At 71.4% G+C, this 26955-nt stretch carries 20 protein-coding genes; 3 read left to right on the forward strand and 17 right to left on the reverse strand.

What is annotated here, in order from left to right; all coding sequences use genetic code 11:
- Positions 1–21: 21 nt before the first annotated feature.
- The 15 genes from ACH4PU_RS13745 to sbnA all read right to left on the reverse strand — a co-directional run bounded on the left by ACH4PU_RS13745 (position 22) and on the right by sbnA (position 17859).
- Complete coding sequence (locus ACH4PU_RS13745; protein ID WP_398270823.1) at positions 22–1497, reverse strand: class I adenylate-forming enzyme family protein; 1476 nt, start codon at positions 1495–1497, stop codon at positions 22–24.
- Positions 1494–3284, reverse strand: coding sequence for a phytoene desaturase family protein (locus tag ACH4PU_RS13750; RefSeq protein WP_398270826.1), 1791 nt, complete (start codon positions 3282–3284; stop codon positions 1494–1496). Before ACH4PU_RS13750 ends, ACH4PU_RS13745 begins: the two co-directional genes overlap by 4 nt.
- 16 nt (positions 3285–3300) lie before the next feature.
- Positions 3301–4524 carry a hypothetical protein gene (locus ACH4PU_RS13755; RefSeq protein WP_398270829.1) on the reverse strand — a complete coding sequence of 408 codons (1224 nt, stop codon included), beginning with the start codon at positions 4522–4524 and terminating at the stop codon, positions 3301–3303.
- Positions 4521–5255: a hypothetical protein gene (locus ACH4PU_RS13760; protein WP_398270832.1), complete on the reverse strand. Its 735-nt coding sequence runs from the start codon at positions 5253–5255 to the stop codon at positions 4521–4523. Before ACH4PU_RS13760 ends, ACH4PU_RS13755 begins: the two co-directional genes overlap by 4 nt.
- Positions 5252–6439, reverse strand: coding sequence for an ABC transporter permease (locus ACH4PU_RS13765; RefSeq protein ID WP_398270836.1), 1188 nt, complete (start codon positions 6437–6439; stop codon positions 5252–5254). Before ACH4PU_RS13765 ends, ACH4PU_RS13760 begins: the two co-directional genes overlap by 4 nt.
- Before the next feature lie 8 nt (positions 6440–6447).
- Positions 6448–7461, reverse strand: a complete 1014-nt coding sequence (locus tag ACH4PU_RS13770; protein WP_398270839.1) for an ABC transporter ATP-binding protein — start codon at positions 7459–7461, stop codon at positions 6448–6450.
- Complete coding sequence (locus ACH4PU_RS13775; RefSeq protein WP_398270842.1) at positions 7458–9869, reverse strand: beta-ketoacyl synthase N-terminal-like domain-containing protein; 2412 nt, start codon at positions 9867–9869, stop codon at positions 7458–7460. The genes ACH4PU_RS13770 and ACH4PU_RS13775 overlap by 4 nt, the downstream gene beginning before the upstream one ends.
- Positions 9870–9871: 2 nt before the next feature.
- Positions 9872–10918, reverse strand: a complete 1047-nt coding sequence (locus ACH4PU_RS13780; RefSeq protein ID WP_398270845.1) for an aminomethyl transferase family protein — start codon at positions 10916–10918, stop codon at positions 9872–9874.
- A 108-nt stretch (positions 10919–11026) separates the two neighbouring features.
- Positions 11027–13192 carry a GNAT family N-acetyltransferase gene (locus ACH4PU_RS13785; RefSeq protein WP_398270848.1) on the reverse strand — a complete coding sequence of 722 codons (2166 nt, stop codon included), beginning with the start codon at positions 13190–13192 and terminating at the stop codon, positions 11027–11029.
- Complete coding sequence (gene fabZ / locus ACH4PU_RS13790) at positions 13179–13688, reverse strand: 3-hydroxyacyl-ACP dehydratase FabZ (protein WP_398270852.1); 510 nt, start codon at positions 13686–13688, stop codon at positions 13179–13181. The genes ACH4PU_RS13785 and fabZ overlap by 14 nt, the downstream gene beginning before the upstream one ends.
- On the reverse strand, positions 13685–13996 hold the full coding sequence (locus ACH4PU_RS13795) for a phosphopantetheine-binding protein (protein WP_223767867.1): 312 nt from the start codon (positions 13994–13996) through the stop codon (positions 13685–13687). The genes fabZ and ACH4PU_RS13795 overlap by 4 nt, the downstream gene beginning before the upstream one ends.
- A gap of 104 nt (positions 13997–14100) precedes the next feature.
- Positions 14101–14844, reverse strand: a complete 744-nt coding sequence (locus ACH4PU_RS13800) for a 3-oxoacyl-ACP reductase family protein (RefSeq protein ID WP_398270854.1) — start codon at positions 14842–14844, stop codon at positions 14101–14103.
- Positions 14845–14861: 17 nt separating this feature from the next.
- On the reverse strand, positions 14862–15791 hold the full coding sequence (locus ACH4PU_RS13805; protein ID WP_398270857.1) for an ACP S-malonyltransferase: 930 nt from the start codon (positions 15789–15791) through the stop codon (positions 14862–14864).
- On the reverse strand, positions 15788–16822 hold the full coding sequence (sbnB, locus tag ACH4PU_RS13810; protein ID WP_398270860.1) for a 2,3-diaminopropionate biosynthesis protein SbnB: 1035 nt from the start codon (positions 16820–16822) through the stop codon (positions 15788–15790). The genes ACH4PU_RS13805 and sbnB overlap by 4 nt, the downstream gene beginning before the upstream one ends.
- Entirely contained in the window at positions 16816–17859 is a 1044-nt protein-coding gene (gene sbnA / locus ACH4PU_RS13815; RefSeq protein ID WP_398270863.1) for a 2,3-diaminopropionate biosynthesis protein SbnA, read from the reverse strand. The genes sbnB and sbnA overlap by 7 nt, the downstream gene beginning before the upstream one ends.
- 876 nt (positions 17860–18735) lie before the next feature.
- On the opposite strand from sbnA, the gene ACH4PU_RS13820 reads away from it, so the two are divergent.
- The gene (locus ACH4PU_RS13820) at positions 18736–19164 is read left to right on the forward strand and encodes a hypothetical protein (RefSeq protein ID WP_398270866.1); all 429 of its coding nucleotides are present in this window, start codon (positions 18736–18738) and stop codon (positions 19162–19164) included.
- 471 nt (positions 19165–19635) lie between these two features.
- On the opposite strand, the gene ACH4PU_RS13825 is transcribed toward ACH4PU_RS13820, so the two are convergent.
- Complete coding sequence (locus tag ACH4PU_RS13825; RefSeq protein ID WP_398270869.1) at positions 19636–20136, reverse strand: hypothetical protein; 501 nt, start codon at positions 20134–20136, stop codon at positions 19636–19638.
- 73 nt (positions 20137–20209) lie between these two features.
- Positions 20210–21181, reverse strand: coding sequence for a hypothetical protein (locus ACH4PU_RS13830; RefSeq protein WP_398270872.1), 972 nt, complete (start codon positions 21179–21181; stop codon positions 20210–20212).
- Between the two features lie 297 nt (positions 21182–21478).
- Here ACH4PU_RS13830 and pglW point away from each other — a divergent pair, with 297 nt between their 5' ends.
- Together pglW and pglX are read left to right on the forward strand one after the other, a co-directional pair.
- Positions 21479–25915, forward strand: coding sequence for a BREX system serine/threonine kinase PglW (pglW, locus tag ACH4PU_RS13835; RefSeq protein ID WP_398270875.1), 4437 nt, complete (start codon positions 21479–21481; stop codon positions 25913–25915).
- Positions 25912–26901 (forward strand): BREX-2 system adenine-specific DNA-methyltransferase PglX, encoded by a 990-nt coding sequence (pglX, locus tag ACH4PU_RS13840; RefSeq protein WP_398270878.1) that lies wholly within the window; start codon positions 25912–25914, stop codon positions 26899–26901. Before pglW ends, pglX begins: the two co-directional genes overlap by 4 nt.
- The last annotated feature ends 54 nt before the right edge of the window (positions 26902–26955 follow it).

The following is a 26955-nucleotide window of genomic DNA, read 5'->3' on the forward strand; positions in this document are numbered from 1 at the left end:
TGCTGTGTTGTCCGCGGCCGGTCAGGCGAGGCTCGCGGCGAGGGCCTTCCGGTCCGGCTTGCCGTTCCCCGTGAGCGGGATGGCGGGCACGGCCAGCACCGCGGCCGGGACCTTGGCGGCCTCCAGGCGAGTGCGCAACTCACGTCGCACGAAAGCCGGTTCCGGCTCTCCGACGACGAAGAGGGTGAGGTCCCGGGTGCCGTCGGGCGCGAGGGCCACGGCCTCCCGCACGCCCGGGACGTCCAGCGCGGCGGCCTCGATCTCCAGGGTGCTCACCCGCATGCCGAGGCGCTTGAAGATGTCGTCGCGCCGGCCGGAGAAGTAGAGGTGGCCGTCGGCGTCCTGCCGGCCGTAGTCGCCGGTGAACAGCCGGACCTCGCCGGTCCGTGCGCAGCGCCGGAAGCGCTGGGCCGTCTGCTCGGGGGCCCGCCAGTAGCCGGACATCACGTGCGGTCCCCGGACGACGAACTCGCCGGTCTCGCCGGGCGGCAGCGGCCGTCCCCCGTCGTCCACCACCAGCACCTGGGTGTCCGGCAGCGGGCGGCCGACCGAGCCGGGGCGGGCCAGGTCCTCGTCGGGCTCCAGGACGGAGACGCGCTTGCACTCGGTGATCCCGTACATCAGCGACACCGCGGCGCCCGGGAAGGCCGCGCGGAGCGCCGCCACCGAGGGCGGCGGCAGGGCGGCGCCGGTGTTGGTGAACAGCCGGACGGCCGTGGGCTCCGGGTCGCGCTCGGCCAGCCGGACGAGCATCTCGGCCAGGGACGGGACGAGGGGGACGACGGTCGCCCCGGTCTCGCGGACGCCGCGCAGCAGCATCACGTCCGGGACCTCGCCCGGCACGACGAGTTCGGCACCGGCAAGGGCGGCGAGGAAGACCTGGTAGAGACCGTAGTCGAAGGAGAGCGGCAGCCGGCAGTACACCACGTCGTCGGCGCGGTAGCGCAGCCGGGCGGCGACGGCCCGGGTCGCGGCCGTCACCTGGGCGTGCTCGGAGACGACGGCCTTCGGGCGGGAGGTGGTGCCGGAGGTGTACATCAGGAGCGCCACGTCACGGGAGATGGCCGTGGTGGTGACGGGGGCCGGCTCCTGGCCGGCGATCTCCGCCCACGCCTCGTCGAGGCCGAGCACGGGCCGGGAGGTGAGGGCCCGGACCGCCTCGGCGTGGGCGGGGTCGGTGACGATCAGTTCGGGCTCGGAGTCCTCGATGACGCCGCGGAGCTGGAAGTCCTTCATCGCGGGGTTGACCGGGACGAGGACGGCGCCCAGCGCCACCGTGCCGTACAGCAGCGCCAGGTACTCGCGGCCGCTCGCCAGGCGCACCATGACGCGGTCGCCGTGGCCCACGCCGCGCCCGGCGAGCCAGGCGGCGGTGCGGCGGCTGTGCGCGGCGAGCTGGGCGTAGCTCCAGCGGCCGGCGGCGTCGCGGACGGCCGGGCGGTCGGGGTGCTCCCCGGCCGCCCGGGCCAGGAGTTCGTAGACGGGTGTGTTGCTCATGTCGGCTGGTCCCCCACGGTGGCCGGGCGGTTGGTCTGGGAGTCGGCGGAAGTACGGGAGTTGGTGGAAGCGCGGGAGTCGATGGAGGTACGGGAGTCGGCGGGGCCACGGGCCGCCCGTCCCGCGCGGGCGACGGAGCGGTCCCGGCGGGCGGCGCCGCGGGACACCGCCATCGGGTCCCAGTCGGCGGGCCGCTCGGGCAGCAGGGCGGGGTCGGTGAGCACCGCGCCCGCGTGGGTCTCGGCGAGCAGCCGGCGGCCGGTCACCCGGGCCGCGCACAGGATGCCGCTGATCGCCACGCCCGCGATGCCGCTGCCGTAGCGGCTGCTCTGGCCGACCACGTACAGGCCCTTGACGCTGGTCCGGGCCTCCGGCCGCATGCCGAACGGCCCCCAGGTGGCGAGCCCGTACGGGGTGCCGCCGGTCGAGGAGATGTACCGCTGGTGGGTCAGCGCGGTGGCCGTCTCCAGGTGGACGGCGCTGTCGCGGATCGGGCCGAGCGCCCGTTCGGCGGCGGTGAGCAGCAGCTCGGTGACGCGTTCCTTCTCCGCCGCGTAGGCGGGGTCGCGCCGGTAGCCGCCCTGCTCCGGACCACCGTAGCGCAGCGCCAGGGGCGCCATGACCTGGAGGTTGGTGTGCCCGGGCGGGCAGACGTGGGGCGACTCGGGGTCCTTCAGGGAGGCGAAGGACAGGAAGGCGAAGGGGAGTTCGCCGGACGGGCAGCCCTCGGCGACCTCGCGGTAGGCGGCCTCGACGTCCCAACCGTTGTGCCACCACAGGTTGGCGTTGGGGCGGTCGGAGAAGTCGCGGTCGAGGCCCGCGTACAGCACCGCGACCGGCAGCCGCATGGTCGCGTTCCGGGTGCGCTTGACCAGGGCGGGCGGGAAGTGCTCGGCGCCGGCCAGCTCCAGGATGGTGCGCGGGTAGTCGGCGTTCGAGACGACCAGGGGCGCCTCGATCTCCGTACCGTCCGCGAGCCGGACGCCGCGCGCGGTGCCGCGTTCGATCAGGATGCGCTCCACCCCGCTGCGGGTGCGCAGTTCGCCGCCGCGCGCCTCCAGCGCCTCGACGAGCGCCGCCACCAGCCCCTGGGCGCCGCCCACCGGATAGTAGGCGCCGCGCAGGTAGTGGTCGAGCACCGAGACGTGGGTGAAGACGGAGGTGGTGCTGGGCGGCGAGCCGTAGTTGGCCGACTGGGCGGCCAGCACCGTACGGGCCCGCGGTGACAGGCCGCAGTGGTCGAACAGGTCGTGGAGCGTACGGCGTCCCCAACGGCCCGTCAGCGGCATCAGCTTGAGCATCCGCGGATCGTCGAGGTCCATGTCGGCGAGGAGCGCCTCGTGCTTCTCCTTGCCGATGGCCTCGCAGATCGCGGCGAACGCGTCGATGGCCTCGGCGTCCTCGGGCAGGGCGCTCTTCAGCCGGTCCCGGTAGCGGTCCCAGCCGACGGGGACGCGGACGCCGAGGCCGGGCAGGGCGAGTTCGTCGAAGCCGTCCGCGTCCAGGGCGCGGAAGGCCACGCGGCCGGCGAGGCCGAGGCCGGAGAGGATGGCGGGCAGGATGCCGCCGGGCCCGCAGTCGCCGACGTAGTGCAGGCCGACGTCGAACTCGTAGGCGCGGCGGCGCCGGAACGCGTGGGCGTTGCCGCCCGCCACGTCGTGCTGCTCCAGCACGAGCACCCGGCGCCCGCAGGCCGCCAGGTAGCCGGCGCAGACCAGGCCGCCGAAGCCGCTGCCGACGACGACCGCGTCCCACTGCTCCCCGGGGCGGTGCCCGTTGTCCCCCATGGTGGTCACTCCTTCGTCAGCCGGTCCGGGCCGGCAGACCGGTCAGTTCTTCTTCGATCAGGTCGAGCAGGGCGTCCGCCCTGGCCGCCATGCCGGGTTCGTTGCGGCACGAGAGGCCGATCTCGGTGCGGCCCGGCGGCTGGTAGACGGTGAGGAAGGCCGGGGCGTACGGCACGTGCATGGGCAGCGAGTACGCGGTCGCGGCGGTGAAGCCGCCGCCGGAGAGCGCGGCCACGTCGACCTTGCCGAGGTCGGAGACGACCAGCGTGCAGGGGTACGTCTCGCGGTGCTCCCGGGTCGCCCGGGCCGCACCCAGGGTGGGCGCCATCCCGGACGAGGTGACGGGGAACGCGCCGATCGACGACAGCTCCTGCCGCTCGAACATGGCCCGCAGCAGGCGCCCCTGGACCTGCGCCCGGTCCGCACCGGCCGGGACGTCGACGAACAGCGGCAGGCTGAGGTTGGCCGTGGACGCGATCGACGGGTCGTGGCGGCGGATGTTGACCGGCACCATGAAGCGGCAGTCCTCCTCCGGCAGGAGCGCGCACATCGCGGCGGCGGTCCTGGCCACCACGGCGTTGTGGTTACCCTCGACGGTCCTCCGGCGCCACAGCCAGGGCACGTCGGAGGCGGCCTCGGCGTCCGGTCCAGCCGGCAGCCGGTCGAAGGGGCTGGGGCACGCGGGGGCCGGGCCCGGCGCGGGGGCGCCGGTGCCGAAGCGCTTGACGACACTCGTCTCGGTCTCCACCGAGGGCGCGCCCTGCGGCTCCTCGCCGCGCAGGGCGCGGAAGACCTCCTGCGCCCAGGTCATCACGCCCTTGCCGTCCATGACGGCGTGGAAGGCGCGGAAGACGATCGTGGCGGGCTCGCCAGAGAGCAGGAGCACCTCGCAGTTGGGGCCCTTGACCGGGCTGAACGGACGGCGCAACACCTCGCTGCCGGCCGTGTCGAAGGTCCGGCGGTCGAGTGCGGTGCCGTCCGTTTCGATGACGGGCGGGGTGATCCCGCTGTCCGCCCAGCGGTTGCCCCGCTTGACGAGGCGGGCGCCGGGGCAGGCGGCCGACGCCGCGTCGACGGCACGCCGCAGCTCGTCGGCGGTGACGCGGCCCCGGCCCTCGACGAAGATCTGGATGGCCATCGGGGGCGTCACCAGCGCGCCTGCGAGGTACCCGCGTTCGGTGGGCGAGATCGGCCGGCTGTAGCCGGCGTCGGCGCGGCGTGCGCGGCTGACGGCGGTCATCGCTGCGTTCCTTTCGTTCTGGTGGGGCTTTCGGGGGCGGGGTGCTCGGTGACGTCCTCCGGGAAGAGCGGGTGCTCCCCCGGCCCGCCCGGCGGCAGCGAGCGAACGTCCAGCGGGGCCCGCGCCGCCAACGCGACGTACGTCTCGGGGTAGGAGGGGTGTGAGGGGCGCGAGCGGTAGAGGGGACCGGTGCCCTCCAGCGTGCCGCTCCACAGCCACCAGCCGTCACCGGCGTCCCGCCAGCCGGGCCGCCAGCCGGGCAGCGGCTCCAGCCGCTCCGGCCGGATGCCCGCCGTGCCCCTGGCTTTGAGCAGGGCCTCGACCTCGGCCCACTCGCGGAGCGTGGCGGCCGACCCGGGCGGCCGGCCCAGGACGCGGGCCAGCCAGCGCAGGGCGGCCGGACGTTCGCGGTGCTCCTGGACGTCCGCCCCGACCCAGGTGCCCCGGGCGAGGGCCACCAGGCCCAGGGCCCCGGTGTGCGAGACGGAGCCGCGCCAGCCGGAGTCCGGCCAGTGCCAGCGGCCGTCCGGCAGCCGCTCCGGCGGCCCGTGCGGCCCTGAGGGTCCCGAAGGCCCCTCAGGCCCGTGGAGTCCGGCCGCCGCCTCGGCCGCCGCCCGGAGCAGCACCCTCCCTGGCGGGCTGGAGCGGCGGCCGAAGGTGTCGCGCGGGAGCCGAGGGGCGGCGGTGAGGCGGACGTACAGCGTCCCGGTCCGCTCCTCGGCGGCGTTCACTTGACGAACCGGAACCGCGGCACGGCCAGGACGAAGAACAGCGCGGCCAGGCCGAACAGGAAGCCGCTGGCCGGCAGCACCGTCTGGAGGTCCGCACCCTTGACCATGACCTCCTGGAAGGCGTTGAGCGCCTTGCCGTGCGGGGTGAACTCGGCGATGTTCCGCATGAATTCCGGCATGAAGACACCGGGCACCATGCAGCCGCCGAGTGCGGCCAGCACCAGGATGACGATCGTGCCCATGCCGTTGACCTGCGACTCGCTCTTGGCGAACGAGGCGAGCAGCAGGCCGAGCGCCACCGCGCAGCAGCCCAGCGCCACGGTGATCGGCACCAGGGCGACCGGGTGCACGCCGAGGTCCATCCCGAAGACGACCTTGCCGAAGGCCATCAGCACGCCCACCTGCGCCACCGCGACCATCAGGTAGGGCACCACCTTGCCGAGCAGCAGCTGCCAGCGCGGCACGGGCGCGGACAGCAGCCGCCGGAAGGTGCCCTCGCGGCGCTCGACCATGATCGAGCCCGCCATGACGGTGACGATGAAGAAGACGTACATCACGGTGTAGCCGGGGACGTTCTGCTGGTACACCGAGGGGTACTTCACGCCGGACATGCCCTTGGGGAAGGTGCTGGTCGACGTCACCCCGCTCCACGTCTCGTCGATCTTGTCGATCTGCTTCTTCAGCTGCGCCTTGCGCACCGGGTCGTGCTCGGCGGCGCGCTGCTTCTCCAGCGAGACCGCCGTGCGGGTGCTGGAGGTGACGGTCAGCACCGCGCTGCGGATGGCGGCCTGGAGCGGGTCGACGGCCTGGCGGGAGGACGAGGGGTCCACCACGAAGGAGAAGTGCGGCTTGCGGCCGCTCTCCACCTCCTTCTCGAATCCGGCCGGGATGACCACGGCGAACGAGTCCTTGCCGGAGCGCACCCGCTTGTCCGCGGCGTCGCCGGACAGGCCCGTGGTGACCTTCAGTTCGTCACTGCTGCCGAGCGCCTTGACGACGTTCTTGGCCGCGGTGCCGCCGTCCTGGTCGACGATCGAGATGTTCATCTTCGGCGCGGAGCCGAGCGTGTCGAAGGAGTTCGACAGGGCGAGGCTCATCACGGTGATGAAGAGCATCGGCGAGACGAACAGGGTGATCAGGGAGGCGCGGTCCCGGAGCAGGACCAGCAGCTCCTTTCGGATCATTGCAAACATCAGGCACCGTCCCTGATCTGGCGGCCGGTCAGGTCGAGGAAGAGGGATTCGAGGTCGGGTCGGCCGAGCCGGATGCCGCCCAGGCCCAGGCCGGTCCCGGCCGCGATGTCGGAGACCTCGCGCAGGGTGGCCGGCATGTCCTTGACCCGGATCCGGAGGACGGGCGTGCCGTCCCCGGCCGCGGCCACGGTGATCTGCCCGTGGTCCGCGAACCGCTTCTCCAGCCAGACCATGCCGCCCTGGAGGCGGTCCAGTTCCTCGCGGGTGGGCGCCCATTCGAGCAGGCCGGCGCCGAGCGGGCGGAGCAGCTCCTCCTGGGTGCCCTCGGCGAGGACCGTGCCGTGGTCGACGATGACGATGCGGTCGCAGAGCTGCTCGACCTCGGGCATGTAGTGGCTCGTGTAGACCACCGACATGCCGAACTCGGCGCGCAGCCGCAGCACCGTCTCGAAGATCTGGTTGCGGCTCTGCGCGTCGACGCCCACGGTGGGCTCGTCCAGGAAGAGCAGCCGAGGCATGTGCAGCAGGGCGGCCGCGATGTTCACGCGGCGCTGCATGCCGCCGGAGTAGGACGCGACCTTGTCGCCGGCGCGGTCGGTGAGCCCGACCACGTCGAGCGCCCAGTCGATCCGCTCGCGGCGCTCGGCGCGGGAGAGCTTGTAGGCGCCCGCGAAGAAGGTCAGGTTCTGCCGCGCGCTGAGCGTCGGGTAGAGCGCGATCTCCTGCGGGACGACGCCGATGAGGGCCTTGGCCCGCATCGGGCCGGCCTCGAAGTCGGCGCCGTCCACCAGGACGGTGCCGGCGTCGGGCTTGAGGGCGCCGGTCAGCATGGCGATGGTCGTCGACTTGCCGGCGCCGTTGGGGCCGAGGAAGCCGAGGATCTCGCCCTTGCCGACGTGGAGCGACACCCCGTCCACCACGGCGCGGTCGCCGAACTTCTTGACGAGGCCGGTGGCGGTGAGGACGTCGTCCGTCCGGACGCCGGCCGCCGGGGCCGTCACGGTGGCGGTCATCGGGTGTCCCCCTTCGAGACGACCAGCGACACGTAGCTGCCGCCGTAGGCGAAGCTGGAGATCAGGGCGTGGTCGACACTGCCCTGCCGCCCGCCGCGTGTGACCAGGCCGGGCAGGCCGCCCGGCGCGTCCGGGACGCCCGCCGTGCCCGGTAGCACCCCGTCGGCCATCGCGCGCAGCGCGGCGGCGAGGGCCAGGCCCGGGGCGGAGCCGTAGGTCTCGCCGAACACCGACTTGGTCGCGGTGACGGGACGTTCCGCCAGGCCGCCGGCGCGGAGCGCGGCGATCTCGGCGTCGTCGACGGCCTCGCGGCCCATGGCCGCCGAGGCGACCAGGCCGATGTCCTCGGGGGTGAGGCCCGCGGCGCGGACCGCCTCGGTCATCGAGCGGGCCCAGGCGGCGCCGTCCGGACGGAGGCCGGCGATGCCGCTGTCGTCGCCGGTGAGCCCGAAGCCGGCGATCCGGCCCAGGACCGGGCGGCCGGACGCCTTGGCGGCGTCGGTGGACTCCAGGGCGATGGCGACCGCGCCGGCGGACAGCACCGTGCCGCCGCCCGCGAACGGACGGACGTCCGAACTGCCCAGGAAGCCGGGGACCTTGACGTGTCCGGCGACCAGGGCGTCGGGGCACTCGTCCGCGACGACCACGACGATGCGCTCGGCGGCGCCGCGGGCGATCAGCCGGTAGGCGTAGTGCAGGGCGCTCAGGGCGCTGGTGCCGCCGCTGCAGACGGTGGCGGTGATGCCCTTGAACCGGTGCAGGATGGCGACGTGCCCGGCGGCGGCGTTCACCACGGTGTTCGGGAAGAACTTCGGGTTGGCGCCGGCGGGACCGCCGGCGAGCACGACACCGCTGTCGAACTCCTGGACCGGGGTGATCGGGGCCAGGCCGGTGGCGAAGATCAGCCCGGTCTGGGCGGCCTCCTGGCGGCTGGGCTTGCCGTACGCCCGGTGCAGCTCGGCGACGACGGCCGCGGCCAGCCGGCTGGTGGGGTCCATCCGGCGGAGCACGGCCGGGTTGATGCCGGCGGCGATGGCCTTGAAGTCGACCGTGCCGGCCCGGCGGGTGCCGTAGCCGTCGACGTCGACCTCGCCCTGGTAGACGGGGGTGCCCTCGGCGAGCGCCGCGAACAGCTCGTCGTTGCCGGTGGCCGTGCCCGCGATGCCCGCGATGCCGGTGATGACGACGTCCCGTCCCGCGGCGGCCGCGGCGGCGGCGGGCGGCTCGGTGGTGACGCGCTCGGGGTGCCGGATCACCAGGGCGGCGTTGTTGCCGCCGAAGGCGAAGGAGTTGGAGACGACGACGTCGACGTCCTGCTCCCGCGCGGCCTCCGGGACGATGTCGAGGCCGCTGGGCGCCTCGGCGCCGCCGGTGTTGGCGGTGGGCGGCAGCACGCCGTCGCGTACAGCCAGGGCGCAGACCACGGCCTCGACCGCGCCGGCCGCGCCCAGGGTGTGGCCGATCATCGACTTGGTGGAGCTGACCGGCGGCGGCGTCTTGAAGAGCGTCTTGATCGCCTTGGGCTCGACCTTGTCGTTGGTCGGGGTGCCGGTGCCGTGGCCGTTGATGTAGTCGACGTCCTCGACGGTGTGCCCGGCGCTGTGCAGGGCGGCGGCCATGGCGCGCTGAGCGCCCTCGCCGCCGGGGTCCGGCGCGGTCTGGTGGTAGGCGTCGGCGGAGAGGCCGTAGCCGGCCACCTCGGCGATGGCGGTCATGCCGCGGGCCGCGGCGGCGTCCGCCTTCTCCAGCAACAGGAAGCCCGCGCCCTCGCCGAGGTTGAGGCCCTCGGAGCGGGTGTACGGGGAGCAGCCGCCGGAGTCCAGCGCGCCCAGCGAGTTGAAGCCGTTGAAGGACAGCTCGGCCAGCGGGTCGACGCCGCCCACGAGCACGGCGTCGGCCTCGCCGCTCCACATGAGCTCCAGCGCGTAGCCGATGGCCACGGCGCCGGCGGCGCAGGCGTTGGAGAGCAGCGAGCGGGGGCCGGACAGGCTCAGCTTCTCGGCGACGGCGTCGGCGACGCTGTGCAGGGCGTAGCCCTTGAGCAGCCGGACGTCGGCCTTGCGCAGGCCTTCGCGGATCCACTGCTGGTGGAACGTGCCGACGCTGCGGCTGGTGCCGAGGCTGCTGCCGATGACGACGCCGACCCGCTCGGGGTCGTAGCCGGCCTCGGCGAGGCGGCCGTGCTCGACGGCCTCGGTGGCGGCGGTGACGGCCAGGGTCAGGCAGCGGTCGACGCCGGGGACGTCCTTGACCGGGGACTGCCCGCCCTGGGTGGTGATCAGGCCCGTGGTGTCGACCTCGGTGACCGTGCCGATGCCGCTGCGGGCGGCCCGGATGGCGGTCCAGCACTCGTCGGCGGTGGAGCCGACGGCCGAGATCATGCCCAGGCCGGTGATGACGATGCGCATGGTCAGGCTCCGAGCCGCTCGTTCCAGGACTGCGGGATGACGACGGGGGAGGCGGCGGTGCGCAGCGTGACGGCGGCGCCGTCGGCGGTGCGGCCGGTGAGCTCCAGGCCGGGGACGTCGAAGGGCTTGTCGAGCAGCGCCAGGGCGATCTCCTGGTCGGTGCCGGCGAGCGGGGCGACCAGGTGGACGGTACCCACGGCGCGGCCGCCGGCCTCGACCGGGCTGCCCGCGGCGGGCGCCTGGCCGGCCTCGGCGAGGACGGTGATCAAGCCGCGGCCGGCCTCCTCGGCGGCGGCCAGGGCCTCGCCACCGCGGAACTCGTCCTCGCGGCCCCAGCTGACCAGCCACTCCAGGCCGGCCTCGCGGACCGTCAGGCCCTCGGACTGGGCGGGGATCTGCGGGTGGCGGACCTCGGTGCGGGCGCGCAGCAGGGCCTCGGCTCCGGCCGGGCCGCCGTCCAGCTCGGCGGCGCGGGCGCCGACCCACTCGGCGGCGCCGGAGCCGGCCGGGGCGATCAGGAGGTAGCCGTACTCGCCGGTGGTGCCGATGCGGGCGAGCACGCCCTCAGCGCCGGCGTCACCGGGCAGGGTGACGGTGGTGGCGCCGTGCAGCACGAGGCTGGAGATCTCGAAGTCCAGCAGGTCGGCGGCGATCCGCCAGGACTTGGGGCCCTCGAAGGCGATGGCGACGTGGTCGGCGGCGGCGTCGGTGATCTCGACGTCCTGGACGCCGGCGTCGGCGACGGTCTTCTCCAGCAGGCCGGCCAGGCCGTCGCGGGAGTGGGCGAGCAGCCAGCTGGTGTCGTCCAGCTCGATGTGGGTGACGGCGTCCCAGACGGAGGCGTCCTCGTCGAGGATCAGGCTCTCGCGGGCGGTGTCCGGCTCGACGTACTCGCTGTCGCGGGCCAGGGCGCGGGAGAGGACCTCGCCGCGCTCCAGGCCGCCGAGGGCCACCAGGCCGGCGCCCGGGGTGCCCGGGGTGTAGACGCCGACGGTGGTGCGCAGGTGCGCGTACTGCTCGGCGACGGTCTCCGGGGTGGCGCTGGTCATGTCGTCTCCTTGGGTGTGCGGGTGTCGGTTCGGTGGGTGGTGCGAAGTCGGTGTGGTGCGAAGCCGGGGGCCGCCCCGGGCCCGGGGGTTCGGCCCGGGGCGGCGGTCTCAGCGGCCGGCGGCGGTGCGGAGCAGCGCGTCGGCGGCGTCGAGGTCGGGCAGGACGGCGAGCGACCAGCCGGCCGCGAGGGCCGTGCCGCGCGGCTGCCGGGCGACCAGGCCGAGCAGCGGTCCCGCCTTGGTGTTGCGGTGGAGGATCTCGGTGCCGTGCCCGTCCCGCGGGGTGACGGCCAGCCAGCGGCCGTCGGCGAGCCGGAGGGCGAGCCGGTCGGTCCAGCGCTGCCAGGCGCCGGGTTTCCGGACCAGCCAGAGGTCGCCGGGCCGGCCGGGCAGCAGGACCTCGGGCCGCTTGGGCGCGGCCGGGGTCAGCCAGACGACGGCCTCGCTCTCGTCCTCCCGCGGTCCGGCCCGGAGGCCGACGTCCAGCCGGTCGGCCGGGCCCGCGGCGGGGGCCTCGACGGACCAGTCGAGGCCGGCCGCGCACAGCCGTCCCGCCGGTTCGTCGAAACGCCACTCGGCCTCTTCGGCGCCCCAGCCGAGGCCGCGGTCGGCGTCCTCGCGCGGTCCCTGGCGGGTGACCCAGAGGCCGGCCCGCCAGTGCGGGTTGCTGCCGAAGACGCGTTCCTTGGGGAACGGCGTGGCCAGTACGGACCGGCCCGCCGAGCGCCAGGCGGCGACGCCGCCGGCCTCCGCGCTGACCAGCAGCGTGTCCTCACCGACGGCGGCCCGGTGGACGGGACGGCGGGCCACCAGGCCGGCCGTCCACTCCGCCCGGCCCCCCATGGGGGCGGGGGCCGGGACGGTCTCCGGGGCGCGCGGCGCGAGCGCCTCCAGGCCGTCGACGGTCAAGGGCGCGCCGCCCGGCCACTCCGTCCGTACGGCGACCGCGTGGCCGTGCCCGGGGGCGAAGTCCAGGAGCAGCAGCGCGTCGGTGACGAGCCGGGCCCGGGCGTCGCCCCGCCGGACGTCGAGGCCGGTGGCGGACCGCTCGTCCCACCAGCCGATCCGGGCGTCCGGGGCGAGTTCGGCACCGGCGGTGGCGAACTCGGTGGCGTCGACGGGGTGCAGGCCGCGGCCGGCCGGCACGTGGCCGTCCTCCGTCAGCAGCAGCCCCTTGCGCAGACCGCCCTCGACGATCGAACGCAGCGTGCCGGCGGGCGGCTCGCCGCCCTCCCAGCGGAAACGATTCTCCAGGACGCCGCCGACGAGCGTGGTCTCCCGGTACAGCACGCCCTCGGGGTGCCGCTCGGCGACCAGCCAGCCGGTGTCGAGCGGGGTGACCGCCAGGTCGTCCTCCCGCCGCAGGGCGCGGCGGAAGCCCGTGACGTAGGGCGGGCCGAAGACCGGCCAGGTCTCGCGCAGCAGCGGGCCGAGGTGGTCCGCTCCGTGCAGCTCGATCCGGCCGTCCCCGTGGTGCAGTTCGAGGCGGAGGCCGTCCGCCTCGACGGTGCTGACGGCCGGCGGCGCGGCCGCGGGCTTCGGCGCCAGGGCGGGCGCCTCCTCCGCGTCCGTGCCGACGTGCAGCACCTCACCGTCCTCGGGATCCAGCAGGACGGTGAACACCGTCCCCTCGATCGCGAGCTGCGTGCGCAGGACGGGCCGCCCGTCCAGCTCCTCGACGTCGTTGCCGAGGGAGCGGTCCCCGCCGCCGACCATGTACCGCCAGCTGGCGTTCAGTTGCAGCGACTGCGGGATGAGGTGGGCGTAGTCGCGGCGCAGCCGGGCCATGACCCGCGGCATGTAGCTGACCAGCTCGATGTTGCCGTCCTCAGTGGCCTCCACCGGTCCGGTGACGCTGCAGCCGACCTGCCGGTAGAGCGGGAAGGCCAGCTTGTTGCCGGGGTTGGCGGTGAGCCGGATGACCTCCACGCCGGACAGCCGCAGGGTGCGGATGGCCTGCGAGAAGATCCGGCCGGCGACCGAGCCGCCGCGGAGGGCGGGGCTCAGGAAGAACATGTCCCCGAACACCTCGCCCGGGGCGTACGCCCGCCGGACGTGGCCCTGGAAGAAGCCGATGGTGCCGTGGATCTCGCCGTCCGCCTCGACCACGAGGAACAGCCGCGTGCCGCGCTCGGCCAGCTCGCCGCGGACGAGCTCCGCGTCGAGCTTCCGGTCCACCGGGTTGGGGACGTCGGCGTACCGGTTGTAGAGCTCGGCGACCGCCGCCGCGTCCGACTCCTCGTAGGGCCGGATCAGCAGCTCACTGGAGTCCACTCGGGTCCCCCGCGGTGCGCTCGCTGACGGTCAGCGAGCCCTTGGCGGCCAGCTCGCCGTCGACGCTGGCCTGGACGGTGACGGGCGTCAGCCGGTCGAAGGGGCGGCCGAGTTCGACCTTCATGGTGAGCCGGTCGCCGGGGACGACGAGCCGGCTGAACTTCATCTGCCGGATCGCCCCGAGGTAGCCGACCCGGGCCGCGACCTCGGCCTCGCCGCTCTCCTGGCTTTCCGCGAGCCACGCGGAGGCGTAGACGACGGCCGTCAGCTGGGCCATGGCTTCGACGATGAGGACACCCGGCATGATCGACTGGTCCGGGTAGTGGCCGGCGAAGTACGGCTCCGAGATGGTGACGTTCTTGATGCCGTAGCCGGACTTGCCCGGGATGACGTCGTAGGCGCGGTCGACGAGCAACATCGGCCAGCGGTGCGGCAGCAGCGCGCGGATCGCGTTGGCGTCGAAGCTGAGGGGGCTGGTGGGGGCCGAGGTGGTCACGCCGCCTCCACCTGGGGGATCTCGCCGCGGTCGGCGACGACGAAGTCGATGAGGCGGTTGATCGAGCCGAACGCGGAGCGGTCGTCGTCGCTGATCGTGACGTCGAGCTGCTCCTCGACCATGACGACGATCTCCAGCGTGTCGAGCGAGTCCAGCTCCAGGCCGCGGCCGAACAGGGGCTGGTCGTCGCCAATCAGCTCGGGGCGGATCTCCAGGCCCAGGCTCTCCACGAGCTGGGTCTTGACGTGGTTGTTGAGGGCGGTGCGCGCCTCGGCGGTGGCCAGCAGTTCCTCGTAGGTGGCGGTCATGGCGGTACTCCTGTCTGTGGTGGGTGGCTTGCGGGCCTTGGAGGTGACGGGCCTCGGGGCTACGGGCCCCAGGGCCACGGGCCTCGGGGTTACGGGCCTCGGGATTACGGGACGAGCCCGCCGTCGACGACGAGGACCTTCCCCGTGATGTAGCTCGCGGCCGGCGAGGCCAGGAAGGTGACCGCCGAGGCCACCTCCTCGGGGGTGCCGGCACGCTTCATGGGCACCGTGCCGATCAGCCGCTCGCGCACCGCGGGGGGCATGTCGCGCACCATGTCGGTGTCCGTGAAGCCAGGGGCGACGATGTTGACGCGGATGCCGCGCTCGGCGACCTCGCGGGCGAGTCCCTTGCCGAGGCTGATCAGGCCGCCTTTGCTGGCGCTGTAGTTGGCCTGGCCGGGCTGGCCGGTGACGCCGCTGGTGGAGCCCATCAGGACGATCGAACCGCCGGTGCGGTGCATCATCTTGACCGACTCGCGGCAGGTGAGGAAAGCGCCGGTGAGGTTGGTGTCGATGACCCGCTGCCACTTGTCGAGGCTCATGGTGGCGAGGAAGCCGTCGGCCGTGATGCCACCGTTGGCGACGACGACGTCGAGCCGCTTCCACTCGGCGCGGATGGTCTTGAACATCGCCTTGACCTCGGCCTCGACGCCGACGTCGGCGCGGACCACCAGCGCCCGGCGGCCCATCTCCCGGATCTGCGCGGCCACTTCCTCGGCGGCCTCGGTGCGGGAGACGTAGTGCACGACCACGTCGCAGCCGGCCTCGGCCAGAGCCAGGGCGCAGGCCCGGCCGATGCCCCGGGAGGCGCCGGTGACCAGGGCCACGGTGGACGGTTCGAACTGCATGGCTGTACTCACTGTTGTCAGGCCCCCAGGCGGCGCAGCAGCGCGGTGAGGGAGGTCGGCGTGTCCACCAGGGACACCTGCGGTTTGGCGGCGAAGTGCTTGGCCAGGCCGACGAGGGCCTTGGCGGGACCCACGGCCACCAGCGGCGCGGCGGGCTCCGGCCGGCCGGCCGTCGCGTCCATCAGCTCCCGCCAGCGGACGGGCGCGCACAGCGCGTCCGCGAGATCCCGACGCACCGCGGCGTCGTCGGTGCCGAACGCGCCGGTGGTGATGAGCCCGACGGGGGCGGTGGCGGGGCGCAGCCGGACCTCGGCGACGGCCGCCTCCCAGTCGGCGGCGGCGGGTGCCATGAGCCGGCTGTGGAAGGCGTGCGAGACGTCCAGCGGCTTGGCGCGGGCGCCGACGGCCGCCGCGAACTCCCCGATCGCGGGCAGGTCGCCGGAGGCGACGAACTGGCGCGGGCTGTTGTCGGCGGCGATGTCCAGGCCGTGCTCGGCGGCCTGCGCGAGGGCCTTTTCGCGCTCGTCACCGGTGGCGAGGACGGCGCACATGCCGCCCTTGCCGGGCGCGGCGGCCATGAGCTCGCCGCGCAGCCGGACCAGGCGTACGGCGTCGGTGAACTCCAGCCGCCCGGTGGCCACCAGGGCGGCCACGGCGCCGACGCTGTGGCCCGCGGCGGACGCCGCGGTCGCGCCCTCGGCCTCCAGCACCCGCCAGGCCGCGACCGAGGCGGTCAGCAGGGCCGGCTGGGCGTTGTCGGTGGAGGCGAGTTCGGGCGCCGGGGCGTCCCAGCACAGGGCGCGCATGTCGATGCCGAGCGCGTCGGACGCCTCGTCGAAGACGGCCGCCGCCTCCGGACGGGCGGTGGCGAAGGCCCGGCCCATGCCGGGGACCTGGCTGCCCTGACCGGGGAAGAGGGCGAGGACGCCGTGCGGTCCGCCGCTCACCGTCCGGCTCCCGTCACGCCGTGGCCGGAGCCCGTCACGTCGAGCCCGAGGAAGCCCTCGACCTGCACGCCCAGCCCGCGCTCGGCGGCCTGCGCGCGGACGTACTCGGCCAGCGCCATGTCGAGGATGCCCAGGCCGAACGGCGAGAAGACGGTGACCCGCTCGGGGTCGCGGGTGAAGGGAACGGTGCCGCGGACGAGGGCGCCGATGCTCGCGTCGACGAACTCCCGGTGCCCGACCTGCTGTTCGGCGAGGTGCAGTGAGGTGCGCTCGCGGCAGACGTGGTCGGCGTCGTCGACGATGTTCTGCGCGCCGAGGATCACCTCGGGGTGCAGGTCGCGGAGTGAGACGTGCAGGACGACGGTGCCGGGCCGCAGTTCGTCGGAGCCGAGGTGGGGGGTGCCGCTGGTGGTGGCCAGGGCGACCAGGCGGTGCCGGGCGAGCGCGGTGGGACGGTCGGTGGCGACGTCGACGGTCAGGGCGGGACCCAGCTCGCGGCAGCGGGCGGCGAAGGCCCCGGCGCGCTCGGCGTCGAGGTCGAAGACCGTGACCTCGCGCAGCGACGGGAGGGCCACCAGGAGGAAGCGGAGCACCTCGGTGTTGATGACGCCGCCACCCACGAGGGTGACGCCGGTGGGCTCGTCGCCCTCGGTCAGCAGCCGGGCCGCGAGGGCGGCGCTGGCGGCCGTGCGCTTGGCGGAGATCTGCGAGCCCTCCAGGAGGGCCACGGGGAAACCGTTCTCCAGGGAGTTCAGGACGATGGCGGCGCTGGCACGCGGCAGCCCGGCGTCGAGGTTCCCGGGGAAGGAGGCGATCCACTTCATGCCGGCGACCGGGTGATCGCCGTCGGCGAACGCGGGAAGCCCGATGATGCGGTTGCGGTCGTCCCCGGGGAAGCGGAGGAACGTCGAGTGCGGGACGGCCGTACGGCCGTCCTCGTGGGCCCCGTACGTCTCCTGGACCAGGGCGAGGATCTCCTCCTCGCGTCCGGCGAGCACCTCGTGGACGTCGGCGTGTCTGGCGATCAGCACGGAATTGCTCCTACGGTCTCGGGCACCGGGCCCGGGTTCTCTTGCCACAGATGGGAGACGTCACCGAATTTCCGGGCGACCCAGGAATCCGAATAGATGGTCTCCAGATAACGCTCACCGCTGTCCGGGAAGATGACCGCGATACGGGAACCGTCCGGTATCGCGTCGCGCATCCGCTCGACGGCCGCGATGACCGCTCCGGACGAACCGCCGGCCAGAATGGCCTCGCGGTCGACCAGGCGCCGGCACATGCTCACGCATTCGAGGTCGGACACGTGCACCACGTGGTCCGCCGCCTGCGGGTCGAACAGAGCGGGCCGGAGAGCGGCGCCATGTCCCGGCAGCAGCCTGGTCGTTGGCGACTGCCCACCGAATATCGCACTGCCCAGGGCATCGACCGCGACGATTTTCGTGGCCAGCCCCGACTTCCTGACATAGTCGGCGCAGCCACGAAGTGTGCCACATGAACTGGTGGCGCAGAACAGGTAGTCCAAACGGCCGTCCAGCCCGTCGACGATCTCACGCATCGTCAGCTCGTGCGCGGCGGCGTTGAGTGGATTGCCGTACTGATTGGGCCAGTAGGCGTCCGGCACGGTCCGCACCAGTTCCCGAACCCGTCGAATACGAGTGGGAAGGTACTCGCCGGTCGCCGGATCGGGTTCGCTGATCACCTCGACCTCCGCCCCGTAGGAGCGGATGATAGCGATGTTCTGCTCCGTCGTCTTCGCATCCACGACACAGATGAACCGCAGTCCGAAATACCGGCAGACCTGGGCGAGTCCGATCGCCAGGTTACCCGAACTCGACTCCACGACCGTGGACCGGCCGGGTACCAGCTCTCCCGAACTGACCCCGCCTACAAGCATGTTGAGCGCCACCCGGTCCTTGATGCTACCGCCCGGGTTGAACTTCTCGAGCTTGGCGAAGACGCGGAACAGACGGTCCGGAAAAATCCTGTCGAGTTCTATCAGAGGAGTGCCGCCGATGGTGTCGAGCACTCCCCCGATCCCTCGACTCGGCATCGCTTGCGCGAGCATGCGAAAGGTCCCCCTTGGCGCGGCGAATGACCGCATGACGTCATGAATACGGGACGCCGGCAGGCCGCGCGGCAGCGCGAATCGGCGTGAGAAATCGGCAGCACCGGCGGACCCGGATGACACGGGAACGCCACGGCAGGACCGAGAAAAGACTTCATCGATTCCGGGCGCACACGGGCGGCCACAAGCCGCCCTGATGGGCCCGGAATGAGAACGAGTTAGCCCCCCGCGCTCGGCGCGGGGAGATCAGCGTGCGGCGGGTGCGTTGACAGCAGCCCGCCAGAACGGTGAACACGAGCGGAGCGGAAAACCGCCGCAGCCGGAACAGAGCACCGGCCGGCGGCGTTCGGCCGCTCATTGATCAAGACACGTCCCCCATGAATCCGCGCATGGACGGATTCCGGCCCCATACCCTTCAAGACTCTCCCCCGTATGCCTGGCCTCCGCGCGCTTCCGTCACTACGGAAGGCGGTGCGCCGGACTGTTAACCCCACTTAACGCCGGTGAGCTTAGGCAGATCCGCCCGAGAATGCAAGATCGTCTCGACGCCACTGAACCAACCGGTCAGTAACTATTGACAGGACGGCACTCCGAGAGCAGCGACACCGCCGCGCATTCCCCACCGCCGACCGACCGCCATTCGCACCACCCACACCACGACCCGCTACGAACTGCTCTACCTGATGGGCTATCAACTCCTTTGCGGCGCAAGCGGAACGCCATGGTCCACTCACCTCGCAACCCACCACGGCGCCCTCCCCGGGAAGCCGCACGACCATCCCAAATGAGCACTTTGTCGCCCTTCTCCGGTGACCATCCCCACAGCTTTGGACCAGACCTGTAGGTAACCGCCGGCAACCAAGTAAAAAAGTGGTCATGAGAGACGCGAACTCAGCTTGCGCCGCGGCCTCGTTGCCCCTCGCGCGAAAGCTGGAGTACCTGCGGTCGCGCGGCGGCCCCGACGGCGGCGAACCGCCGTCGGACCGCCACATCGCCGACGCCGTCAACAAGGCGGCGGGCGAGACGGTGATCTCTCACGTAACCCTCGGCAAACTCCGCAAGGGAGAACAAACCGCCACCACCGACGCCCGGCTGGCCGCACTGGCCGACTACTTCGACGTCGACCCCCTCTTCCTCCAGCGCAGCAGAGAGGAAATCGTCAACGAGATCGCCCTGCGCCTGCGCTACCTCATCGCCTTGCACGCCGACGACATCACGGGCACGGGCCTACCCGGCAACTCCCATGCAGAGCTAGTGGAGTTCATCGAGCGGGCGGTACGCGAGCGCCAGGGCGACGGGAAGTGAATGGGTGCCCCAGAGCCCGTAGAACGTCTGCAGAGGGTGCCGGCGAATCGCCCCCGAGCAAGTGCCTCATGGGCTCCAACCAAGGAGAGCACCGCCAGTCGCACCGTGGTGACCGGCCAGCCGCAATCACACCGAAACGCACCGATGTTGAGCCGGCAACTCTCCGTGCGACCTCTTGACGCACATACCACCGAGGCGGATACCCCACTGGCTCGCCACCATGGGGCGTGGGAAGGGCTCAGCAAGGGTGTCGCGGCGGTGAAGGGCCGCGGGTCCACGCCCTTTACATCGACGCACTCGACACCACGCCCACCAACGCCGAGTCCGTCCCATCCACAGCCCTTGTGCCGTCCCGGAAGTGAAGTGGTGTCGCTCATGCCCGACGTACACGCCTATGAACATGCATGAGAGGCGCCACCACTCCCGCTCCATACCCCGCACCCCGGCCGTCAGCTGACCCCCGAGTCCCGGTCACGGCCCCGGCAGCCGCGCCGGCGGCGGATGCGGCGAAACCGGATCTCGGGTGTCACCCAGGTCGAGGTCATTGCCGATGATGATCTTTCCAAACAGCCACATCAAGCGCACGGCGCGCACCACCCCCAGGGCTACCGCGACCTCGGCCAGCCAGTGCACGCCACCCGAATCACGCTCCGTGATGTCGAGGACTACAGCAAGCAGGCATAGTCCGGAGACCACCAGCGTCGCACTGAGAATGCTCATCCAATTCCGCCGGAACTCCGGACCCTGTTGAGGGTGCGTGCGCAACACCCGCATGCGGGGACCTGTGGCCGCGGCGTACAGGGTCACGGCCGCGGTGATGAAGCTGCCGATGACGGCGACGACTGTCGCCGTCGTCGTATAGACCGCGATCCTCTGCTCTCTGCCGGGCCACCCCAGCGCATCACCCGCCCCCGTGATCCGTACAGTCGTCATGTGCAGACCGACCACTGCACCTGCGATCACCAGGTCCACCACTGGTCGTCCAACCCAGCGCCGCCATAGCCAATTCAGCACATTCCCCCCAACCTCAGCCCTGAACTGCCGTTCAGGCTAGTGGCCGGTACTGACATGCTTCCCGTAGTGCCTGCTCATGCGTACGGGCCGCCGCAAAGATCTCTTCGACGGCGTACCGCAGATCGACCGACCGTCCGTCGGTGAAAGCGAGCGGGACATCGCACTGGGCCGTGATGCGGTGGGCGAGAAAGTCGAGCGGCTCGTACTCAAGGGACTGACGGTGAGGGTCGCGGACTGCAACCCTGCCGGTCACAGACCGGATCACTCCGGATTCATCCACCCATTCATCCAGATCCGGCATGAACTGCAGAACGTCAGTGCGCAGTTCGGTCGCGGCCCGATTCCTGCGCATCACGGAGAGCCTGCTGCCACGCTGGGGAACCTTCAGCGAAAGCGTGATGGAGGTGTCAGGATGTCGTTGCCCGAAGCTCCGCAGTGAATCGGCAAGTCCGCCGTGGGCGCTCAGAGAACTGACGGTGTCCGCCGGCGCTCCCTCCAACTGCACGGTGAACTCGGTGACCGCCTCGATGCGGTTGAGCTTCTCTCGCGCACGTGCGTGGATGACCGGCTTGAGCACCACCTCACCCCACGGCAAACCAACGCCGTTCAGCCACTTGGTGATGGCGCTGACCCGCGGCGCCGAGAAACCGCCGGGCAGGACACCTATGATGTTGGCATACGGGAGGAAGCAGATCGTCGTCACATGGACGACATCCTTGCCTGCTGCAACCTGGAGCGCCTCAATCGTTCCGTTGCTCCGGTCGAGCTGGTGCGGCACCTCACCCGTAATCTTGGCGAGTTGCAGGTGATCAGCAGGCACAGCCGAGTCGATCACCCCGACCAGCTGATCGTCTGCGCTGCGGACCACGCGCTCGTACGACTCAGAGGCTGCGACCCGGTCGAGGAAGCTCCGCCAGTCCTGGTGATCCATGCGCGGCTGACCTCGCTTGGCCTCCACGACCTCGAAGAAGAGAACCGTTCGCTTGCGTACTGTCCGGGCCACGCCCGCCTCCCCCGCTCTCAGGCTCCCGCGTTCCTACATGATCGTAAGTCGGCTCGCTACGGCACACGGCACGACATCCACGGAATGGCTTGATAGCGCCAGTCGCGTTCCCTTCCCCTCACGCCTCCCGCCCAGTTTCTCTCCGCCCCCTGCAGTACCGCCTCTCACCTGGCAAGATGTCCAGATCAGCGGTCTGACGATCTTAAAAAAGCCGCGATTCGCCCCATACCATGACTATCGACGCGGACCGTGTCGGCGTCAGGCGAGTCCGGTGGTGGAAAGGTGTGGTGAACGGCGGTGGCGGCAACAGGAGGTCAGGCGACACCCAAGCCCGGCCAGCACCAGCCGAAGCGCTGGTACCAGACCCGGCCGTCCCCCTTCCCCTGGGAGCAGGCTGCTCTCGACCACATCAAGCAGCGGATGCCGGCCACGGCTCCGCACTACGCCTGGGCAACGTTCTCCTTCACCGCCATGAGCGGCCGGATCAACGAGTGCGACCTGTTCATCTCCACACCACGTGGCCTCTATCTGGTCGAGTCGAAGGGACATCCCGGCCGCGTCGTCAACAGCGGGGACACCTGGAGCTTCCACGCCCCCGACCGTCGGGTCCGTACGATCCGCAACCCCCTACACCTCACCGATCTCAAGTCCAAAGAGCTGAGAGCCCGTCTCCAAGAAGCGGCCCGCGAACTCTACCCGGGCGTGCGTGTTCCCCGGATCAACCCGATCGTGTTCCTGTCCGATCCGCTGCTCCGGAGCGAGCTGGACACGGTGCAGCGCACCCATGTGTACGGGCGTGACGGGACCCAAAGCGGTCTACCGGGCATCTGGGATGACTTCCTCAGTCTGCCGCCGGAGCGCGAGAGTTGGCGGATCAAAGAAGACACCCTCGCACGGCTTCTGCCCGAGCTGATGAAAAAGATCGGGGTGCGGGCATCCACCGCCCACCTTGACTTCGGTGACGGCTGGAGGCTCTCCTCCCGCCCCATGGATGCCGGGCCCACTTGGGAGGACCGGCTCGCCAAGCGCAAAGAGGCGATCCACGAGGAGGGCCGGGTCCGGGTCTACCTGGTGGAGCAGCAGGCAAGCGAGGAGAGACGGCGCTCCGCCACTCGTGCCGCCGAGCGCGAATACCAGGTACTCCAGGGCATCACGCACCGCGGCATCTCCCAAGCTGTCGCGTTCCGCCAGCACCAGGGTGGCCCCGCGATCCTCTTCCGTCACCGGGAGAGCGATCTGCGGCTGGACAACTACCTCGCGGTACACGGGCCGAAGTTGTCCGAAGCCGTGCGCCGCGACATGGTGCGCCAGCTCGCCGAGGCCGTCCGCTACGCCCATCGGCGCTCGCTCTACCACCGTGCCCTCGCAGCACGTTCGGTGTACGTCAGCGCTCGTGAGAACGGCAGCGACCCCGTTCTGCGGATCATCGACTGGCAGGCATCGGCTCGCGATTTCGACACCACTTCGCTGCGCTCGCTCGGCGAGAGCTCCTTCACCGGGGAACACATCGAGGACGCCGCCCAGTGCTACCTTGCGCCCGAGACCGACGCCGACCATCCGGACCCGGTGGATCTCGACGTCTTCGGTCTCGGAGCCGTGGCACACCACATCCTGACCGGTATGCCGCCGGCCGAGACCCGTACCGCCCTGAAGGCACGGCTCACGGCCGACGGCGGACTTCACCTGTACGCGGTCAGCGACGCCATGGATGCCGGTCTTGACGAGCTGGTGTACGCCGCGACCCGCGCGTCCGTGGACGATCGCCTCGACTCTGCCGACGCCTTTCTCAGACGGCTCGACGATGCCGAGCAGGCCAGCGCCGCCCAGGCGGTCGCCCTGGAAGCCGACCCGCTCACCGCCACCCCGGGCCAGGCTGTCGACGGGGACTGGACCGTCGAGCGGGTGCTCGGCTCGGGCGCGACGGCCCGAGCTCTGTACGTGACGCGCGTCGCCGAGGACGAGCGAGGTCGCCGCGTCGAACAGGAGCGGGTCCTCAAGGTCGCGCTGGACGCGGAGAAGAACGAGCGACTGGCCTCGGAGGCGGCGGCCCTCCGGCAGATCAGCAGCGGCCGTATCGTCAAGCTGTACGAAGGCCCGCGCACGATCGGCGGCAGGGCTGTGCTCGCCTTGGAGTACGCCGGCCCCGAGACCCTCGGCCAACGACTCGCCGCCTACGGTCAGCTGGGCTACGAAGAACTGGCCTCCTTCGGAGAGGACCTGTTCACTGCCCTGGACGACCTCGCGGCCAGGGGCCTGCGCCATCGCGACCTCAAACCCGACAACCTCGGGATCAAGGTCCGGGACGACGGTGAGCAGCAGTTGATGCTCTTCGATTTTTCCCTGGCCAATGTCTCCGACCGCGACATCAAGGCCGGCACGCGTGGCTATCTTGATCCCTTCCTCGGGGATGCCCGGCGCCCCGTTTACGACGACTACGCGGAGCGGTACGCCGCCGCGGTGGTTCTGCATGAAATGGCCGCCGCCGAGCGCCCCATGTGGGGCAACGGCACGGACGACCCGCAGACGGCCCTCAAGGACGACCTCCCCGTCCTCGCCACGGACGCCTTCGTACCCGTTCTGAGGCCAGGACTCGAGAAGTTCTTCGAGCGAGCGCTGCACCGTGAGGCGAACCACCGGTTCGAGTCGTTGCGGCAGATGCGGGACGCTTGGCGAGCCATCTTTGCCGAGGCCGACCGCACTCAGCCGCCGCCCGCATCGGATCCGGTCGCACTGCTGAGCGGCGCAAGCCGGCAGGAGGGCCTTTCCGACGATGACATCCGGGACCTGTACGCGGAGAAGGCGAAGCTCGGTACGACGCTGAGGGACGCGGGGCTGACCGAGCGGGCGGCCGCGGTCGCCGAGGAGCTCGGCGCGGTGACTGTTGGCGAGCTGCTGGACGTCCCCCTGCCTCGCTTCCGTGGCAAGCGCGGTATCGGTGCGGTGGTCAAGAAGGAGCTCAACCGACGGCACCGCCAGTGGACGGCTGCGCTGCGCCCCAAGAAGCCCAAGGCAACGCCTGCTCCGGCGCGGCCCGTGGCACCTGCGGTGGTGGACGACAAGCTCGGTGCCGAGCTCAAAGCTCGTCAGGACGTGGAGCACTTGGCCGCGCTCCTCAATCCGGTGCCACCGGGCCGCAAGGACAACAAGCGGCCGCAGGTCGTCGCGGCCTGGCTCGGACTCGACGGTAAGACGGAGTTGGGCACCTGGCCCACCAACCGCCAGGTCGGGGAGGCCGTGAAGGTCTCCGAGTACACCGTCTCAAGGCACCTCGGCTCCGCCGTCGCGGAGTGGGCCGATGCGGGGTGGATGAACATCCTGCGCGGCGAGTTGGTGGACGCCGTCCGGGACGCGGGCCGCGTGATGACCGCCCGTGAGCTGGCCCGGGTGCTGGCCGCGCGCCACGGTTCCGAAAGCGAATCGTCGGCGGGTGCGGAGTCCGCCGCGCTCGCCGTCGTACGGGCAGCCGTAGCTGCCGAGACACTCCTCACCGGGCGGGACGAGGACCATGAACCCCGGCTCGCACAGATGCGGCGACGGGGACGGCTGATCGTGGCCTTGGAATCGCTGGACGGCTCCGACGACCCGACGCCCGATGAGCTCGCCGCTTACGCCATAGAGCTGGGCGAAGCAGCGGACAAGATCGCCGCCACTGATCCCCTGCCGGACCGGTCCGGTGCACTCCGCGACCTTCGGATGGTCCGCACACCCGAAGGCATGAACCCGCTGCCGGACGCCCGACTGGTCACGCTGGCCGCAGCAACTTCTGTGGGCGCGGCTGCCTCACCCCGGCTTGAGCTGTATCCGAGAACATTGGAGCTGTGGCGCGCACTGCAGATCTCGCAGGCTGCGGCGGGTGTGCGGCGCGAGATAGGCATCAGCTTGGAGGGGCTGCTCTCCCGGTTGCGTTCCCGCTTCCCCGAGATGGAGATGGGCAGGCCGACGTACGTCGAGGTCGAGGACGCACTGAAGAAGGCCGGGTTCCCGCTGACGTATGAGACGGCGGAGACGCGCTTTAAGCCCCCGGTTCCAGTGTCGGCGGCAGGCGGAAGCAGTTGGCCCACTTCGACGGGCACGGTGACCAGGGCCTCTCGCGCCCTGGTGGCGGGAGCCGCTGGAGGACGCGAGCCGTCGGCGCTGCTAGCCGCCAAGCTCCACTCCGCGATACGGGAGGGCGGATTCCTCGCGCTGAACGTGCACGTCAAGCGATTGAGGGGCGAGGCCGGTTCGGCTGCGGACGCGGTCGCGGAGGCGTTCCCGGTGGTTCCGGTGAACTTGGCGCGAGTCTTCCTGGAGGAGTTCCGGGCGTTGGCGGGCGAGCACAGCACGGCCTGGACGAAGGTACTGGCTGCGGACACCCGGTACACGAGGAACAATGAACTTCCGGGTGGCTTGCGGTCGTTCGTGGTCCGGGTGTGGCCGAGGGTCGCGGCACGGCTGGAGGGGGCAGCCTCCCGGGAGCCCGGGGCCGTGTTGTTCCTTCACACTGCGGGACTCCTCGCCCACTACTACGAGGCGGGCGGGCACGAGCTGCTGGTGAAGCTACAGCACGAGGCTCGCAAACCTGGTGGGCGGCCGCACGGGTTGTGGCTGCTCACGCCGTCGCACAACCCGCAGGGGGGACCGCAGTTGGACGGACGAACGGTGGAGGTAACCGGTGGCGATGCGGAACGCGTTGTACTGACCGAGGACTTCCTCAAGAACTTGGCTGCACATCGGGAGGGTTTGGCACTGTGAGCGCGCGCAATGGTGGTCAGGACAGCCTGCTAAAGGATCTCCGCAAGCAGGTCACACTCCTGGAGGACGATCTGCGGGCGCGGAGCGAGTCGGTGGACGAGTACCGGGAGCGTCTAACGAACGAGTACACACGGGCGTATGCGGCGGACCGTACGGCGGCGACGTACGAGTCGTGGCGCGACGAGCGTGTCACGCAGGTCGCGGCGGCGTGGGTGCTCGGTTGCGTCTTCGTGCGGTTTTGTGAGGACAACGGTCTGATCGAGCGTGCGTGGCTGGCGGGTGTCGGTGAGCGTCTGAAGGACGCGGAGGACCACGACGCAACGTTCTTCGCGGCGAACCCGGAGAAGAACGACCGCGACTGGATCGTCGCGGCGTTCGACCACTTGGCGGGGACCAACCCGACGGTGGCGGGTCTCTTCGACCGCAGGCACAACCCGTTGTGGGAGATCACCCCTTCGTATGAGGCGGCGACGGCGCTCCTGAAGTTCTGGCGGCGGGTTGATGCCGACGGTAAGCTCATCCACTCGTTTGTGGACGACGACTTGGACACGCGCTTCCTGGGCGACCTGTACCAGGACCTGAGCGAGCACGCGCGGAAGACGTACGCGCTGCTCCAGACTCCGGTGTTCGTCGAGGAGTTCATCCTCGACCTGACGCTGGAGCCGGCGGTCGAGGAGTTCGGCCTGGAGCCGGTCGTGAAGGTCCGGGATGGGCACGGCGTGGAGCGGGAACTTCCCGCGGGGCTGCGGACGATTGACCCGGCGTGCGGCTCGGGGCACTTCCTGCTGGGGCTGTTCGAGCGAATTTTGGCGAAGTGGCGGGACGAAGACAAGGGCGCGGACGACTGGGCACTGATCCGACGATCCTTGAATGCGGTGCACGGCTGCGACAAGAATCCCTTCGCGGTATCAATCGCCCGGTTCCGAATGCTTGTTGCTGTCTCTAAGAGCGTGTCCTATGTGGTGAGGCGGATGAGTCGCTTGTAGCAGCAGATCGCGGCGGCAAGTCCGAGAAAAGCCAGGTAGTTGCGGGGATCGCGC

This window comes from Streptomyces sp. NPDC021100 (assembly GCF_044333095.1).
GTDB lineage: Bacteria > Actinomycetota > Actinomycetes > Streptomycetales > Streptomycetaceae > Streptomyces.

What these genes read in the sequence shown, in the direction of transcription:
- ACH4PU_RS13745 (WP_398270823.1), bottom strand. Translation starts at nt 1,497, where the DNA reads ATGAGCAACACACCCGTCTACGAACTCCTGGCCCGGGCGGCCGGGGAG.
- ACH4PU_RS13750 (WP_398270826.1), bottom strand. Translation starts at nt 3,284, where the DNA reads ATGGGGGACAACGGGCACCGCCCCGGGGAGCAGTGGGACGCGGTCGTC.
- ACH4PU_RS13755 (WP_398270829.1), bottom strand. Translation starts at nt 4,524, where the DNA reads ATGACCGCCGTCAGCCGCGCACGCCGCGCCGACGCCGGCTACAGCCGG.
- ACH4PU_RS13765 (WP_398270836.1), bottom strand. Translation starts at nt 6,439, where the DNA reads ATGATCCGAAAGGAGCTGCTGGTCCTGCTCCGGGACCGCGCCTCCCTG.
- ACH4PU_RS13770 (WP_398270839.1), bottom strand. Translation starts at nt 7,461, where the DNA reads ATGACCGCCACCGTGACGGCCCCGGCGGCCGGCGTCCGGACGGACGAC.
- ACH4PU_RS13775 (WP_398270842.1), bottom strand. Translation starts at nt 9,869, where the DNA reads ATGCGCATCGTCATCACCGGCCTGGGCATGATCTCGGCCGTCGGCTCC.
- ACH4PU_RS13780 (WP_398270845.1), bottom strand. Translation starts at nt 10,918, where the DNA reads ATGACCAGCGCCACCCCGGAGACCGTCGCCGAGCAGTACGCGCACCTG.
- ACH4PU_RS13795 (WP_223767867.1), bottom strand. Translation starts at nt 13,996, where the DNA reads ATGACCGCCACCTACGAGGAACTGCTGGCCACCGCCGAGGCGCGCACC.
- ACH4PU_RS13800 (WP_398270854.1), bottom strand. Translation starts at nt 14,844, where the DNA reads ATGCAGTTCGAACCGTCCACCGTGGCCCTGGTCACCGGCGCCTCCCGG.
- sbnA (WP_398270863.1), bottom strand. Translation starts at nt 17,859, where the DNA reads ATGCTCGCGCAAGCGATGCCGAGTCGAGGGATCGGGGGAGTGCTCGAC.
- ACH4PU_RS13820 (WP_398270866.1), top strand. Translation starts at nt 18,736, where the DNA reads ATGAGAGACGCGAACTCAGCTTGCGCCGCGGCCTCGTTGCCCCTCGCG.